We start from the raw sequence: 15,841 nt of genomic DNA on the forward strand, positions 1-15,841 counted from the left end.
CGATATTTGGCGCCCGGCGCCTCCCCCCTCGCTGGAGAATGTCCCGATGGATACTTCGCGCCCGCCGGCAGACCTCGCTCCGCCCGCCGCGATCCGCCGCCGTGGTGCCGTGCTGGAGCGCGCGATCCTCGACGCCGCCCTGGAGCAGCTCAGTACGGTCGGCTGGAGCGGCCTCACCATGGAAGGGGTCGCGGCCGGTGCCCACACCGGCAAGGCCGCGGTCTACCGGCGGTGGCCCTCCAAGGAGGATCTCGTCGCCGACGCCCTTCAGGCCGGGCTCCCGCGGTTCGACGAGGCTCCCGACCTCGGTGGTGTGCGCGAGGATCTGCTCCACCTGTGCCGCCAGGCGCGCGACGGGATGTTCTCGCGGCCCGGGTTCGCGCTCCGCTCGGTGATTTACGAATGCGATCCGGCGCAGGCCGAGCGGTTCCACGGGGTGATCTTCGGCGGGGTCGTCGAGCCCACCGTCAGACTGCTGGGGGAGGTCGTCAACCGGGGAATCGAGCGCGGCGAGGTGCGGCCCGACGCTGCGAACAGCTATGTCATCGACGCCATCCCGGCGATGATGCTGTACCGCTCAAAGATTTGTGCCAGCGAATGGCCGGACGCCGACATCGAGCAGATGGTGGACGAGTTGATGATGCCGCTGCTGCGGTCGGGCGCCGCCTGAGACGGGTTCCCCGCCCTCGGGTGCGCGACTCGGGGAGGCGGGGTGTCACCAGGTGATCCGGGCGGCGTACGCTAAGGGCGCCATGCCGTACGAACCGCCTACCCACACCGTCGAGCGCTCCCTCCGCGCCACGACCGGAGCGAAGATCATTGCCGGTGTCGACGAGGTGGGGCGAGGCGCCTGGGCCGGTCCCGTCACCGTCTGCGCGGCGATCACCGGACTGCGCCGGCCCCCCGAAGGACTCACCGACTCCAAGCTGCTCACCGTCAAGCGGCGCACGGAACTCGCCGAAGTGCTGCGCCCATGGGTGACGTCGTACTCCCTCGGGCATGCCTCTCCCGAGGAGATCGACGGGATGGGCATGACGGCCGCGCTGCGCCTGGCCGCCGTGCGCGCCCTGGAGACCCTGCCGGTCAGGCCCGAGGCCGTGATACTCGACGGCAAGCACAACTATCTCGGGGCTCCCTGGCAGGTGCGCACGGTGATCAAGGGGGACCAGTCGTGCGTGGCCGTCGCGGCGGCTTCGGTGATCGCCAAGGTTCAGCGCGACAAAATGATGGCCGAACTGGGTGTCGACCATGCAGACTTCGGTTTTGCGGACAATGCCGGGTATCCCTCACCTGTGCACAAGGCCGCACTGGAGGAGCGGGGCCCCACCCCGTACCACCGGTTGTCGTGGGCGTATCTTGATGCGCTGCCCCAGTGGCGGCACCTGAAGAAGGCCCGCAGCTGGGCGGAGGGAAGCGTTCCGGAGATCGAGGGTCAGCTCGGCTTCGATTTCTGACGATTCCGCTCGCACGTATGTGCCACCCGCCCATGTGCGTCGCACCAGCGTTTGATTAACATCAGCTCATGCCTCTCATCCCCGAGGAGCCTCAGATTCACGAGAGTGCCCAGGGTCCCCGCGCCACCCCGGCCAGTGGCCGTACCGCGCCGACCCCCCGTCCTGTACCCGGCCCCCGCCCCGTGGCGCCCTCGCGTCCCGGTCGTCCCGGCCCGCTGCGGCCGGCGCCGCCCGTGCAACGCACGCCGCGTGACGTGGTCCCGGCCAAGCCCGCTCCGTCGGGCCCCACTGCCACCGCCCCGACCCCGGCGGCCCCGCAGATCCAGCTGATCCCGGCCTCCGCCGAAGGTGCCCTCGACGCCGCCGAGGAGGCCGTGGACCTGCTGCTGGAATCGGGCCGCGCCCCCGGTGACGTCCTGGTCGTCACCACCGGCGAACAACACCCCTGGGCAGCGCATGAGCTGTCCTTCGGCGAAGCCTCCTACTGGCAGCAGCACGACGCGGGTGACGACGTCTTCTACACCGACGCCGTCACCACGGGCCGTGCCGCTTCCCGTCCCGTCGTCGTGGTCGCCGTCAACGGCGGTTCCGACGACACGGCCGAGTCCGCGCTGCCGCTGGCCCTGAGCCGGGCGGGGGCCCTGCTGATCGTCTGCGGCGACCCGAAGAAGATCAACACGGTGCTGGGCGCGGGCGTCTGAGCCCGGCCCGGTTCCCGCGACGAGGCGAGGGCAACGGCGCCGTCGCCACGCTGGTACGTGCTCGGAGGGCGCACCGGCTTCTGCCCTGACGGGGCAGGTCAGGCCGGTGCTTCGGGCTGCCCGGGGCCCTGGGTCGCCGGGTCCGACCCGCCGGTGGGCGGCGGTCGTGTGAGCGGGCGCCGCGGCAGGGGAAGGCGCGAGGCCGCCTCGCGCCACGGCTCGGGGCTCGCGGAGGCCGCAGTGCGCCTGCCGTGCTGCCCGCGAGGCATGTCCCGGAGACGACCCGGGGCGGAACGGGAGAGGCCCTCAGCGGGCCGCGACGCGGCTGAGTATCTCCGAGGCGGCACCACCGCTCCGCGGCAGCGGAGGCGGCGCCTCAGCCGTGGCGAACGGCTCGGGCACCGAACCGATGCTGGGACTGCGCCCGCCGCGCCCCTCCCCGAGCACCTGCCAGCCGTCCCGGGTCAGCGTGATGTACGCCCCGCAGCGCAGCCCGTGCAGCGTGCACGCGTCCCGCAGGCCCCACATCCACGCCCCGTCCTCCTCCGTCCAACGCGCGTCGCCCTCCCGGCAGTAGAGCAGCACCGCCGTACGCACCGGGGTGCGGCGGCGCAGGTCGTGCGGGATGACCCGGCGCAGCTGGGAGAGCAGGGCGTTGCGCAGCATCCAGCCGTCCGCCTGGGCCGTCCGCCGCTTGAAGGAGGCGCTGGCCAGCAGCCGCTCGTCGGGATCGAGCACCGCCACGACGGCGGTGAGCGGCAGGGGGCGGTGCCGGGCGTACAGTCCGCTGACCACTTCCCTCGGACTGCGCAGGAGGGGGATGCCCGCGGAGGCCCACTCCGCCGGTTCCAGCGTACGGGCCAAGGGGTTGGTGGAAGCGGCGGACAGGTCGGCCGAGGACGACGTGGATGCTGCGGAGGACGGAGCGAATCCGAAGGTCACGATCCTCCCTTCGGCTAGGCGCCCGCACTGCGGGCGGGGTCTGGTCGGGGGAGCGCCCACCGCAGCGAAGCCCTTCCGGACCACGGCCGAGCCGTGCGGGGAGCGGACCTCAATTCTTCCTGTCGAACTGGGATGCGGCAACGAGCAAATGGGGTCACCGACCCGTATCTGCTGCTGCGTGGCTTATATCCCTACCCAAAGGGGCACCAGGTGCCCCACGGTGTGAGGGCGCACTGCCGGTGCCTCCCACGGGCCACACGCGTTCCCGGGTGCCACCGCGCGAGGCGTTGCGGCGGCCACGTTTCGCCCGTTCGGCCCTTGATCGCAAGGACCAATCGCGACACACCCCGCCCCTGGCTCGGGCGGCCGGGCAGGGCGCGAGTGGCCCATTGTCAGACCCATCGGGTTGCATGGAGACATGGACGATCAGGAGTTGCGCGCCGAAGCCGATGCCATCCTCGCCGAACTGGTCGGCGATCCGGGAGGCACCGCGCGGCTGCGGGAGGACCAGTGGCACGCGGTGGCCGCGCTGGTCCGCGACCGCCGTCGCGCGCTCGTGGTGCAGCGCACCGGGTGGGGCAAGTCGGCGGTGTACTTCGTGGCCACCGCCCTGCTGCGCCGGCGCGGCTCAGGCCCCACGGTGATCGTCTCGCCGCTGCTGGCGCTGATGCGCAACCAGGTCGAGTCCGCCGCGCGGGCCGGTATCCGCGCGCGCACCATCAACTCCGCCAACCCCGAGGAGTGGGACACGATCCACGACGAGGTCGAGCGCGGTGAGACCGATGTGCTCCTGGTCAGCCCCGAGCGACTCAATTCCGTCGACTTCCGTGACCAGACCCTGCCCAAGCTCGCGGCCACGACCGGTCTGCTCGTCGTCGACGAGGCGCACTGCATCTCCGACTGGGGCCATGACTTCCGCCCCGACTACCGCAGGCTCCGGTCCATGCTCGCCGATCTGTCCCCGGGCATCCCGGTGCTGGCCACCACCGCGACCGCCAACGCGCGCGTGACCGCCGATGTCGCCGAGCAACTGGGGACGGGCGCCGGGGAGGCCCTGGTGCTGCGCGGCTCCCTGGAGCGGGAGAGCCTGCGCCTCGGGGTGCTCCAGCTGCCGGACGCCGCCCATCGGCTGGCCTGGCTGGCCGAACACCTGGACGAGCTGCCGGGCTCCGGGATCATCTACGCGCTGACGGTCGCGGCGGCCGAGGAGGCCACCGCTTTCCTGCGCCAGCGCGGCTTCCCGGTGGCGTCCTACACGGGCCGCACCGAGAACGCGGACCGGCTCCAGGCCGAGTCAGACCTGCTGGGCAACCGGGTCAAGGCGCTGGTCGCCACCTCGGCCCTCGGCATGGGCTTCGACAAACCGGACCTCGGCTTCGTCGTCCACCTCGGCTCACCGTCCTCACCCATCGCCTACTACCAGCAGGTCGGGCGCGCGGGACGCGGTGTGCGGCACGCCGATGTCCTGATGCTGCCGGGCAAGGAGGACGAGGCGATCTGGCGCTACTTCGCCGACACCGCCTTCCCGCGCGAGGCGCAGGTACGCCAGACCCTCGACACCCTCGCCGACGCTGGACGCCCCCTGTCCGTCCCCGCCCTGGAAGCCGCGGTCGACCTGCGCCGCACCCGGCTGGAGAGCATGCTCAAGGTGCTCGACGTTGACGGCGCGGTCCGCCGCGTCAAAGGCGGCTGGACCGCCACGGGCCGGCCCTGGCACTACGACGCCGAGCGCTACGCCAGGGTGGCCCGCCAGCGCGCCGCCGAACAGGAGGCCATGCGCGCGTACGCGGGGAGCGATGCCTGCCGGATGGAGTTCCTGCGGCGCCAGCTCGACGACCCGGAGGCCGCCCCGTGCGGACGCTGCGACAACTGCGCGGGCCCCTGGATCGAGCCCACCGTGTCCACGGAGGCCCTGACCGGCGCCGAGAAGGAGCTGGACCGGCCGGGCGTGGAGGTCGAGCCGCGCCGGATGTGGCCCACCGGAATGCCCGCCCTGGGCGTCGATCTCAAGGGCCGTATCCCGGCCAAGGAGCAGTGCTCCACGGGCCGTGCCCTGGGCCGGCTCTCGGACATCGGCTGGGGCAACCGGCTGCGCCCCCTGCTCGCCGACAACGCACCCGACGGACCCGTTCCCGACGACGTCCTACGGGCCTGCGTGACCGTCCTGGCCGACTGGGCACGCTCCCCGGGCGGATGGGCCACGGACGGGCCGGACGCCGCCCCACGCCCCGTGGGAGTCGTCGCCCTGCCCTCCACGACCCGCCCGCGACTGGTCGCCACGCTGGCCCAGGGCATCGCGAACGCCGGCCGTCTGCCCTTCCTCGGCACCCTGGCCCACACCGGCGACGGGCACGCCGTACGGCGCAGCAACTCCGCTCAGCGACTCAGGGCGCTCTCGGGAGCGTTCACCGTCCCCGGGGAACTGGCCGAGGCCCTGGCCGCCACGCCGGGGCCGGTCCTGCTCGTGGACGACCGCACCGACTCCGGCTGGACCCTCGCGGTCGCCGCCCGCCTGCTGCGCCGGTCGGGGAGCGGAGAGGTGCTCCCGCTGGTCCTGGCGGCGGCGGGGTGAACGCGCGCGGGGCTTGCCGAGGAGGCCGCTAGGGCAGCGCCCGGCAGGCGGTCACCTCTATCTCGATCATGAGGCCCGGCAGCAGCAGTTGATTGACCTGGAGCGTCGTCGAGGTCGGAAAGGGACCGTTGCCGTAGACGCTCTTGCGGTACGGCAGGGCGCCGACCAGGGCGGCCATGTCGGTGACATACATGTTCTCGCGCACGACATGGCGGAAATCGAGCCCGTAGGTGCCCAGGCTCTCCTCGATGCGCTGGTAGACGAATCTCATCTGGGCGGGCAGGTCATCGGGCGATACGGGATGGAAGTCCTTGTCCAGGGCGGCGGTGCCGGACAGCCAGACGGTGTTGTCCACCCGGATGCCCTGGGAGAAGCCGAGCGATCTCTGCTGGGACTCCCAGTAGTGGAAGAGGTCGCTGCGGTCAGGGTCCGCCGACGGTTCGGGCGCGGTGGCCAGCCGGGCGGGGACGGTCAGGACAGGGTGGCGCACCAGGCTGAGGTGAGGGCCTTCATGGGACTCCGGGTCGTTCTGGGCGTTCATCGGTGTTCATCTCCTGCGGCGGGGGATGGCGGATGTCAGCTCCTACGACTCCTCGGGAAGACGGCAGGTGAATGCGGCGGCTCCGGCTCCGCAGGTATCGGACTGCCTGATCGACGGTGAGGAGACGCACGTCGGCGGGGTTGATTTTGAGACAAGGGGTCGTTTGATGTCGCGGAGCGTAGGACTCCTGTTAACGGCCCGTCAAGGTATCGGTAATCTGCACTCTTTCTTGCAACTGAGTTCCCTGACCGACTGATTGAGGCACCGCTCCAGTCGACGTAGGGAGACGTTGATCTGTCGCCGATGGATGATGGGGGCGTCACCCGAACCTCGGCTCGGGCGACCCGAGTTGACGCTCCGTGACGTGTCCCTGATCGGAGTTATCCACAGGCCCCAGCGGAAGATTGAAATCCGCGAGATCGTCGAGACATGACGAACCACGGCGAATCCACGGGACCTTTCGACAACCACGACGTCAACCACCACACGAAGCCCGCCAGGGGCACCGGCCGGGCACAGGGAATCGGCAACGACATCTCGGCCTACGTCGGACACGGCGGCGCCCAGCAGGTCACCCTCCGTAGCCCCGGCGAACTGGCGGACGCCCTGCCGTATCTGCTGGGTTACCGCCCCGAGGACAGCATCGTGCTGGTCTCCCTGTACGACAAGAACGGGCGCGGACGGCTGGGCGGCCGGGCCCGGCTCGGCATTCCCGCCAACCCCGACGACTGGCCCTCCGTGGCCAAGCAACTCGCCCACGGCCTGGTCACGGCCGGCCGGCGCCGCGGCACCCCGCCGGAGCAGATGGTGGCGTACGTCTGCCACGAACCGGCGACGGGCGAGACCGGCCAGGACGTGATGGAGCGGATGCGCCCACTGGCCCAGCACCTGCGCCTGGAGTGCGGCCTCCTCGATGTACCGGTGATCGAGGCGCTCTGCATCTCCGACGGCCGGTTCTGGTCCTACTGCTGCTCCCAGCCGGACTGCTGCCCGCCCGACGGCGCCGCGATGGGCCTTCCCGGTACCTCGGTGCTCGCGGCGGCGGCCACCTACGCCGGACTCCAGGTCCGTGGCACGCTCCGTGAACTGCGGGCCAGGCTGCTGCCCCTGGAAACCGGCGCCGCCCTGGAACAGGAGACGGCGCTCGACAAGGCCGGTGTGTCGTTGGTGCCGAGGATTCTCGACGGCGCCAGCAGGGCCGCCGTGGCTGCGGAGACCGTCGAACTGGCCGCGCACGTGATGCGCCGCTTCGCCGACGCGCCCAAGGTGCCGGGCGTCCTCCCCTCGGACCTGCGCGACGACACACTCCTCACCGACGACGAGGCCGCCTCGCTCATCCTCGGCCTCCAGGACCGTACGACCCGCGACCGTGCGGCGGAGTGGATGGAGGGCGACGCCGCCGCACCCGCGCTACGGCTCTGGCGAGCCCTCGCGCGCCGCTGCGTCGGCCCCTACACCGAGCACGCGGCGGCACCGCTCACACTCGCCGGCTGGGTCGCCTGGTCGACCGGAGACGACCTGGAGGCCCGCGAAGCGCTCGCCATGGCACTGGGCGCCGACACCGAGTACCTCTTCGCCCGTCTCCTGCACCAGGCGGTGAACGAGGGGCTCGACCCGGAGTCGATCCGGCGCTGTCTGCGCTCGGAACGGGCGGGGCGGGTGGGGCAGGTGGGGCGTGAGCGGTCGGATTCGCCGGATTCGCCAAAGCCGCTGAAGTCGCCGAAGCCGCTGAAGTCGCCGGAGGGTGAAGAGCACGGCGAGCCTGGCTTCGAAGAGCACGGCAGGCCCGGTCTCGTGGCGTCAGGCGCCGACGGAACGCCGATGCCGTCCGGCCCCGCATCGGGCGAGGCATCTGAGGTACCTGTCTCCCACCCAGCAGCGGACACCGAGGCTCACACCCCTCCCAGGCGCCGTCGCCCCCTCCGCTCCACCGGTGCCGGTGCCGGTACCCGCCCTTCTGGGGGCCCGGGAGCCCGGCGCACCCCGTCGACCCCGGACCGGATCCGTCCGGCGACCACCTGCGCACCGCGGACGAACCCCCGGAGCGCCGCGTGCGACCCGCACCGGGCCCCCCGAACCTCCGCAACCTCCCCCGACGGAACCCGGCCCGGTGACGGGAACACCGATGCCGAGGAGTGAGCGGGCGCCGCGACGGTGGGTGACCGCCTGGGCGTGGACGCGGGCCGTCGGGCGGCGGCTCACCCGACGCTGTTCGGGCACGGCGGACCGTCGTGGGCGTGACCTGGGGGACTCCGGTCCCGTTCACCTGAGTGGCGGAGCGCCCGGACGGAGCGCAGGACCCCACCGACTGCGCCCCTGGGCACTCCGTCGCCGCCCACCCCAGTCGCCCCACCCGTCCGACCTGCCCTCGACATCAGCCCCGGTCACTCCGACCGCCCTGCCGGAGGCGCACCGAGCGCGGAGGAAGCCGCCCATGCACCAGCCCACCCCGCCCTCGGCCGACGACCGCTCCATCCCGGAGCCGTCGTCACCGGGCACCGTTGCCCGTCCCCCTTCGACATCCGGCACCGGCAGGTCGGAGCACCGGGAGCCCCCCGCCGGAACGCCACCACGCAGCCCCTTCCCGGGACCGTCCCCCACGCTGCACCACCCCCAGTCACCCCTTCCGCCCAGTCACCCCCACCACCAAGCCCCCACCCCGGCAAAGGCAAAAGCACGACCAGCGGCAGCACTATCAACAGCCGCACCGCCCCCCACCCCACGCCACGTCCGCCACCCCACCCCTCTGCCCCCGGCCCACCACACCCTCATCTGCGTGAGCCTCCCCGGCCTCGCGATCTCCACGGAGCACGGACAACTGACCGGACACGGCCTGGACGGCTTCTACCGGGCGGGTCGGCGCCTGCTGGCCCGCTGCCGGCTCCGGGTAGCAGGGCGGGAGCCACTCGCCTTGCAGGCCAGGATGGCCACCGCCGACAGCGCGCGCTTCGTCGGAACGCTCCGTGCCTCGCCGGAGCCCGGCGCGGACCCCGACGTGATCGTCGAACGCCTCCGGCACGCGGAGGGAACGGAGCGGATCACGGTACGCAGCGCGGCGCCACGCTCCCTGAGGCTGCCCGTCGAAGTGACACTCGGGACAGACCTGGCCACCATGGGCGCCATCGCGTCCGGCACGGCCGGACCGGAACTGGCGGCCACCGTCCACGACTCCGGGCTGCGCTGGTCGTCCGCCACGGCCGGATCCTCGTCGGTCACGGCGGATCCCCCGCCCGCCGACGCGCTGGCCTCGGCGGGACTCCTGCGCTGGGAATTCGAGCTGGCGCCCGGCGCCACGGCCACGGTCGAGCTGAGCGTCCGGCTCGACGGCGCCGGTCCCCTGCGGCCGGTGGCACGCGCGGCGACGAGTCCGTTGTCCCCCGCGCGGGCCACGGGCGACGACCCGAGAATCGGCCCGCTCCTGAAGGCCGGTGTCGACGACCTCCAGGCACTCCTGCTGCGCGACCCCGACCACCCCTCCGACACCCATCTGGCCGCAGGCGCGCCCTGGCGCTGCGGACAGGCCCCGGCCGAGGCGCTGGCAGCCGCCAGAATGGCCCTGCCCCTCGGCACCCGGCTGGCCGCGGGCACCCTCCGCGGACTCGCCCGCACCCAACGCACCGGACCCGCACCCAGTTCCGGCATGATCCCCGGCCCGCTGCGTGACGCGGGCGCCCATCTGCCGCCCGTCTGCACGGGTACGGAAGCCACCCTCCTCTTCCCGGCGCTGCTCGCGGAGGCCCGGCGCTGGGGCCTGCCCGAGCAGACCACCGCGCAACTGCTGCCTGCGGCGGAGCGATGCCTGACCTGGCTGCGGACGACGGCCGGCAGCGGCGTCTACCTGCCCGACCCGCAGCCGGGTGGCCCGGTCCGCAGCGAGACCCAGGCCCACGCCCACCGCGCCGCCCTGCTCGGTGCCGATCTGCTCGACTCCTACGGCAGACCGGGAGGGGCCGAACTGAGGCAGTGGGCCAAGCGGCTGCGGACGGCGTTCCGGGAGCGGTTCTGGATCGAGGACCTCGGCGGAGGCCGCCCCGCGGCGGCGCGCACGGCCGACGGCGGATTCGTGCCCCACCTGGGTTCGGCAGCCGCGCATCTGCTCGACACCGGTCTGCTGGGCGGGGGAGCACAGGCACCCGGGCTGCTGGACAAGGTGCAGACGGAACAGCTCGCCCGGCTCCTGGGCAGCCCCGCCATGGACTCTGGATGGGGCCTGCGCGGACTCGGTGCGAAGGAGCCCGGCCACAACCCCTTCGGACACCGCAGCGGAGCGGTACGCGTCCATGAGACGGCCGTCGCCGTGGCAGGGCTGGCGCACGCCGGGTACGAGAAGGAGGCGACCTCCCTGCTGCGGGGCGTCCTCGCGGCGGCCGAGTCCTTCGGGCACCGGCTGCCCGAGATGTTCGCGGGGGAGCAGCGCACCGAGGGCGGCGCCCCCATACCGCACCCGGCGGCCTGTCGGCCGGCGGCCACCTCGGCCGCCGCCGGGGTCCTGCTGATGACCACACTCGCCGGAATCCGCCCCGACGCCCCGGCGGGGACGGTACGGCTCAGACCGATGCGCAGCGCGCCGCTCGGCGAGATCGGTCTCACGGACCTCAGAGTCGCCGGCGCGCCCTTCTCCGTACGGGTCAGCAGACTCGGGCTCGCCATGGTCGAGGAAGCGGCCGACGGCCTCCGGCTGGGGGCTTGACCGCACACCGTCCAACGCCCGACGAGGCCGAGGAGCCGCCGGTGAGGGCCATAACGGGTGGAACGGGGCCAGGTACGACGGGGCTGACGAAGGGCGTGTTTATCGTCAGGCAGACGACTATGATCACGACATGCCCTACGACCCGTCAGCGTTCCCGCCTTTCGCCGTCACCGTGGACCTGGTCGTGCTGACCGTCCGTCGTCATGCGCTGTGCGCGCTGGCGGTGCGCAGGGGCGAGACGCCGTTCCAGGGCCGCTGGGCGCTGCCCGGTGGATTCGTACGGGCCGACGAGGATCTGGCGCAGGCCGCCGCGCGCGAGTTGTCGGAGGAAACCGGGCTGTGCGTGCACGACCCGGCCGTGCCCGCCACGGACAACGGGGCCCATCTGGAACAGCTCGCGACCTACGGCGACCCCAAGCGCGACCCGCGGATGCGTGTGGTCAGCGTCGCGCACCTGGCCCTCGCCCCCGACCTGCCCGCCCCGCGCGCGGGCGGCGACGCCAGCAACGCGCGCTGGGCGCCCGTCGACGACCTGCTCCAACAGGGCGGTTACGGCCGCGACGACGAGCCCGTGGCGCCGCTCGCCTTCGACCACGCCCAGATCCTCTCGGACGGCGTCGAACGCGCCCGGTCGAAGATTGAGTATTCGTCGCTCGCCACCGCGTTCTGCCCCCACGAATTCACCGTGGGCGAGCTGCGCCGGGTCTACGAGGCGGTCTGGGGTGTGGCGCTGGACCCGCGCAACTTCCACCGCAAGGTCACCGGCACACCCGGGTTCCTGGTACCGACCGGCGGCACGACCACCCGCCAGGGCGGACGCCCGGCCCAGTTGTTCCGCGCGGGCGGCGCCACGCTCCTCAACCCGCCCATGCTGCGCCCGGAGGTGTGACACCGAGGCGGGCCCGGCCGATCAGATGTCCGAGGGGACCGGCCCGTCCATGTGGATGAGGCAGGCCCGTCGCATGCCGGGCCGGCCCGGCACATGTCGGCGCGGTCGGCCCGTTGCATGCCGACGCGCCCGGTCGTCCGGCTGTTCGATGCAGCCGGTTGCCTGCCCGGCGGCCCCAGAACTGCCCGCAAAAACGGACATAGCGCGCTATCTTGCTGCGAGTGATCCAGGCGTTCGGACTGACCAGCACCCCCCGCAAGGGCCTTGCCCCCGCCGTCGACGACGTCTCCTTCGAGGCGCGGGCCGGGCGGGTGACCGCGCTGCTCGGAGAGGAGGGCGCGGGCAAGACAACAGCGCTCCGGCTGATGCTCGAACTCCAACACGGCCGAGGCGCCACCTACTTCAGAGGCCGCCCCCTCCACCGCATCGACCATCCCTCCCGCGAAGTGGGCGTACTCCTCGGCGATGTGCCCGGCCATCCCTCCCGGACCGTGCGCGGCCACCTCCGCATGCTGTGCGCCGCCGCGGGCGTTCCCGTCCGGCGGGCCGACGAGGTCCTCGAAACGGTCGGCCTCGTCAGCCTCCGCGACGAACGGCTCGGCACCCTCGCCCGCGGCATGGACCGCCGCCTCGGCCTCGCCTGCGCCCTCCTCCCCGACCCGCACACCCTCGTCCTGGACGACCCCTTCGAGGCGCTCTCCGGCCGCGAGAGCCGCTGGCTGCACGACACCCTCCGGGCCCATACGGGCCAGGGCGGCACCGTCCTGCTCACCCTGGCCGACCCCAAGGACGCCGCCACCCTGTCGGACCAGGTCGTCACCCTCGAAAGGGGCCGGATCGCCGCGGACCAGGACGCGGCCGACTTCGCCCGCACCCGGCTGCGCCCCCGCGTCGCCGTCCGCAGCCCGCACGCCACCCGCCTCGCCGCCCTCCTCACCAAAGAGGCCCGCACCGCCCACCGCTCCATCGAGGTCGTACGGGAGAACGGCAACCGGCTCTCGGTGTACGGCACCACCTGCGCCGACGTCGGGGAGACCGCGTTCCGGCACGGCGTCCTCGTCCACCAACTCGCCGACGAAGTGGGTGACATGGGGCCCGGGGCGGGCAGTGGTGCCGCCGAGGCCGGAGAGGCGCGTGTGTCCGAGGGCGACGCAGGCGGCGGGCCGCAGGTGGCCGTGCCCGCCTCGGCGGACCTGGACGTGGACGTGAACGAAGGGCAGGGCGGGGCCGTGACCGGCCGGGGGGAGGCGGTGAGCGGTGTCGCCGAGGGGGAGGGCCCCTCCCCCCGCCCTCTCCCCACCCCCGCCTCCATCCCCCACCCCCGCACGATCGACGCCCTCCCCGCTCTCCCGCCCCCCATCTCCGTCCGCCCCGCGCCCAGCCCGCTGCGCCCCCTGCGCTACGAGCTCCGCCGGGCCGCCGGAATCAGCACGGGGTTTCTCACGGCCGCCGCCGTGCTCGTCGTCTCCGCGCTCACCGCCGTGGTCCTGGCCCGGATCGGGCACACCCCGCAGGCGCGGCTGCTCGCCGCCTGGCCGCGGGAGCTGCCGTTGCCGCCCGCGGCGCTCGGCGCGGGGCTGCTCGGGGCGCTGGCCTTCGGTGACGAGTTCCGCCACCCCGCCCTGGCGGCGGACCGCGGCACCGTGCCCCGCAGGCTGGGGCTGCTCTCGGCCAAGCTCCTCGTCTCCGCCGCCACCGCGCTGGTGCTGGCCGCCCTCACGGTGGGCTGCGACGCCGAAGTGCTCTATCTCGTATACGGACGGGAGGTCGCACAGGTTCCCGCGGACTGGCCGGCGCTCGGTGCGAGTTGGCTGGGGCTGTGTGTGGGGTGCGCCTGGGCCGGGGTGCTCGCCGCCGGGATCTTCCGGTCCACGACCGCCGGGCTGGCCGCCGTGGTCGCGGTGCCGGTCGTCGTCGTACCCCTCGTACAGAAGGTCTGGGAAGGGCCGTCCGTGCGAACCGCGGCCGGGTTCCCGCTGCGGGTGCGGGAGGTGCTCCTGGCGCAGTGGCCGTTCGGCGGGGAGCGGTATCTGGCCGCCGCGGCGAAGGTCGTCGCCCAACCCGTCGGCAGCGCCCTGGCGTTGTCGCTCACCACGCTGCTCTGCGCGTATCTGCTCACGACCGTGCGCAGCCGGGTCCGATGACGACCGGGGGAGCCCGTACGGAACCGGGGTTGTGCACAACTCCCCGGGGAACGCCCATTTCTTTCCGATAAGGCGTCAATTGCGACGGGGTGAGCGATCACCCTTTCGTGTGCTTTTCACCAAAGCCCTCAAGGGAGTTGGAGACAGCGCCGACAAAGGATGCGTGAGTACCCTTGCGCACACCATGATGACCCCCGCCCGTTCCACGGACTCCGGCCTCTCCGGTCCGGGCGAACTCGACCGCTATCCCTACGCGGAGGCCCCCACCGTGGCCGACCGTGTCGTGGCCCCCGCCTGGGAGGGCGCGGATCCCGAGCTGGGCCGCGTGGGCCGGCGTGCCGCGGGCAGCCGCGGACGCGGGCTCCACGGGCAACTCGTCCAGCAGCTCGGCCAGATGATCGTCTCCGGCGACCTCGGTGCGGACCGTCCGCTGGTACCCGAGGAGATCGGCCAGCGCTTCGAGGTCTCCCGCACCGTCGTCCGGGAGTCCCTCCGTGTCCTTGAGGCCAAGGGCCTGGTCAGCGCGCGCCCCAATGTCGGAACGCGCGTCCGCCCGGTCAGTGACTGGAACCTCCTGGACCCCGACATCATCGAATGGCGGGCCTTCGGACCGCAGCGCGACGACCAGCGCCGCGAGCTGACCGAGCTGCGCTGGACGATCGAACCGCTCGCGGCGCGGCTGGCCGCCGGGCACGGCCGGGAGGATGTGCAGCAGCGCCTCGGTGACATGGTCGAGATCATGGGCCACGCGCTGGCGCAGGGGGACGCGCTGACGTTCTCCCGCGCGGATGCCGAGTTCCACTCCCTGCTCATCCAGGTCGCCGGTAACCGCATGCTGGAGCACCTCTCCGGGATCGTGTCCGCCGCTCTCCAGGTGTCCGGCGGCCCGGTCACCGGCTGCGAACGCCCGACTGAGGCGTCCCTGGCGCACCACGCCAGGATCGTCGAGGCGCTCGCCGCGGGTGACGGGATGGCCGCCGAGACCGCCATGCGCCAACTGCTCACCGTCCACCCCGAGGTGGAGCGCGTGGTGCCCGCCCCGCGCGAGCACTGACGCGGCACCGCGCGGACGCCCCGGCCGACGACGTCCCGCCCCTCCCGGTGGCGTCCCCCGGTCCCTGTGGCGTCGGCAGCGTGCGTCGCGCCCTGCGCCGCGGCATCGCCGGACCGGGAAGCGGCCTCCTGTAGGGCCTCGCGGGACCCCACAGGGACCGCGGGGCCCGACGGCGAGGCGGCAAGCGGTACGGCGGTGAGCGGTACGGCAGTGGGAGGAACAGCGGTCACCGGCACGGCAGCGGGAGGAACGGCGGTGTGACGCCGACGCCGGAAGCGGATCCATCCTGCCCCGGCCCGGCTATGGCTCAGCCCAGACCCCGACCCCGCCCCTGGCCTCGCCCTCGAACCCCGCAGCGGCGCCGCCAGGGACCGGCACAGGCGTGGGCGCCGGTATGGGCATCGGCGCGGCGGCACGGGTAGGGGCTTGCCCCGCCGAGGGCTCGGCCGCCCCACCCCGCCCCCTCCCTGAGCCCTGCCCGTGTCGGCCGTCCCTGTGCCCACCCCCGCGCGGGTGACCGCCCCACAGCCTTCGCCGTTCCGCCCCACCCCGCCCGGCTCCCCTGCGGAGTCATGTGGGGTCATATGCACGGTCATATATACGGGTCATATATGGGGTCATGTACGCGGTCGCACCTCCGCCTCGACGTGAAACCTGAGCCAAGAGGCAGACTGGAGAGCGTGGGCGGGCCCCGGGGCGGCCCAGAGGGAGACTCGTGCGTCGGGTGCCTTCTGCGACCTTCTTGGATCCTCCTTGACGCTCCACGACCGTCTCTATCCACATCTGACCGTTTTTGAGCGCTTACGGGGTGTGACTCGGGCCACGCAGATTGGGCGTAACGCTCGCCGTAACAG

11 protein-coding genes are annotated in these 15,841 nt (G+C 72.9%); 9 read left to right on the plus strand and 2 right to left on the minus strand.

Going from position 1 to position 15,841, the window contains the following annotated elements; genetic code table 11:
* Positions 1–46: 46 nt before the first annotated feature.
* From ABZX40_RS28620 to ABZX40_RS28630, 3 genes are all read left to right on the plus strand, one after another.
* Entirely contained in the window at positions 47–670 is a 624-nt protein-coding gene (locus ABZX40_RS28620; protein ID WP_355744253.1) for a TetR/AcrR family transcriptional regulator, read from the plus strand.
* Between the two features lie 82 nt (positions 671–752).
* Positions 753–1,454: a ribonuclease HII gene (locus ABZX40_RS28625; protein WP_355744256.1), complete on the plus strand. Its 702-nt coding sequence runs from the start codon at positions 753–755 to the stop codon at positions 1,452–1,454.
* A gap of 68 nt (positions 1,455–1,522) precedes the next feature.
* Complete coding sequence (locus ABZX40_RS28630) at positions 1,523–2,155, plus strand: hypothetical protein (RefSeq protein ID WP_355744259.1); 633 nt, start codon at positions 1,523–1,525, stop codon at positions 2,153–2,155.
* Between the two features lie 306 nt (positions 2,156–2,461).
* On the opposite strand, the gene ABZX40_RS28635 is transcribed toward ABZX40_RS28630, so the two are convergent.
* Positions 2,462–3,097, minus strand: coding sequence for a hypothetical protein (locus tag ABZX40_RS28635; protein ID WP_355744262.1), 636 nt, complete (start codon positions 3,095–3,097; stop codon positions 2,462–2,464).
* Between the two features lie 418 nt (positions 3,098–3,515).
* Here ABZX40_RS28635 and ABZX40_RS28640 point away from each other — a divergent pair, with 418 nt between their 5' ends.
* Complete coding sequence (locus tag ABZX40_RS28640) at positions 3,516–5,669, plus strand: DEAD/DEAH box helicase (RefSeq protein WP_355744264.1); 2,154 nt, start codon at positions 3,516–3,518, stop codon at positions 5,667–5,669.
* Positions 5,670–5,697: 28 nt separating this feature from the next.
* On the opposite strand, the gene ABZX40_RS28645 is transcribed toward ABZX40_RS28640, so the two are convergent.
* Positions 5,698–6,210: a RidA family protein gene (locus ABZX40_RS28645; protein ID WP_355744266.1), complete on the minus strand. Its 513-nt coding sequence runs from the start codon at positions 6,208–6,210 to the stop codon at positions 5,698–5,700.
* 429 nt (positions 6,211–6,639) lie between these two features.
* Here ABZX40_RS28645 and ABZX40_RS28650 point away from each other — a divergent pair, with 429 nt between their 5' ends.
* The 5 genes from ABZX40_RS28650 (at position 6,640) to ABZX40_RS28670 (ending at position 14,987) form a co-directional block, all read left to right on the plus strand.
* Entirely contained in the window at positions 6,640–8,349 is a 1,710-nt protein-coding gene (locus ABZX40_RS28650; protein WP_355744269.1) for a DUF4192 family protein, read from the plus strand.
* A 295-nt stretch (positions 8,350–8,644) separates the two neighbouring features.
* A complete protein-coding gene (locus tag ABZX40_RS28655) occupies positions 8,645–10,900 on the plus strand; it encodes a glycogen debranching N-terminal domain-containing protein (RefSeq protein WP_355744272.1) in 2,256 nt (751 codons plus the stop codon).
* Positions 10,901–11,030: 130 nt separating this feature from the next.
* Positions 11,031–11,789: an NUDIX hydrolase gene (locus tag ABZX40_RS28660; protein WP_355744275.1), complete on the plus strand. Its 759-nt coding sequence runs from the start codon at positions 11,031–11,033 to the stop codon at positions 11,787–11,789.
* A 221-nt stretch (positions 11,790–12,010) separates the two neighbouring features.
* Entirely contained in the window at positions 12,011–13,933 is a 1,923-nt protein-coding gene (locus tag ABZX40_RS28665; RefSeq protein WP_355744434.1) for an ATP-binding cassette domain-containing protein, read from the plus strand.
* Positions 13,934–14,096: 163 nt separating this feature from the next.
* Positions 14,097–14,987 (plus strand): FadR/GntR family transcriptional regulator, encoded by an 891-nt coding sequence (locus ABZX40_RS28670; RefSeq protein WP_355744277.1) that lies wholly within the window; start codon positions 14,097–14,099, stop codon positions 14,985–14,987.
* Positions 14,988–15,841 lie beyond the last annotated feature (854 nt).

The sequence above is a fragment of the Streptomyces sp. NPDC004610 genome, from assembly GCF_040609715.1.
GTDB lineage: Bacteria > Actinomycetota > Actinomycetes > Streptomycetales > Streptomycetaceae > Streptomyces.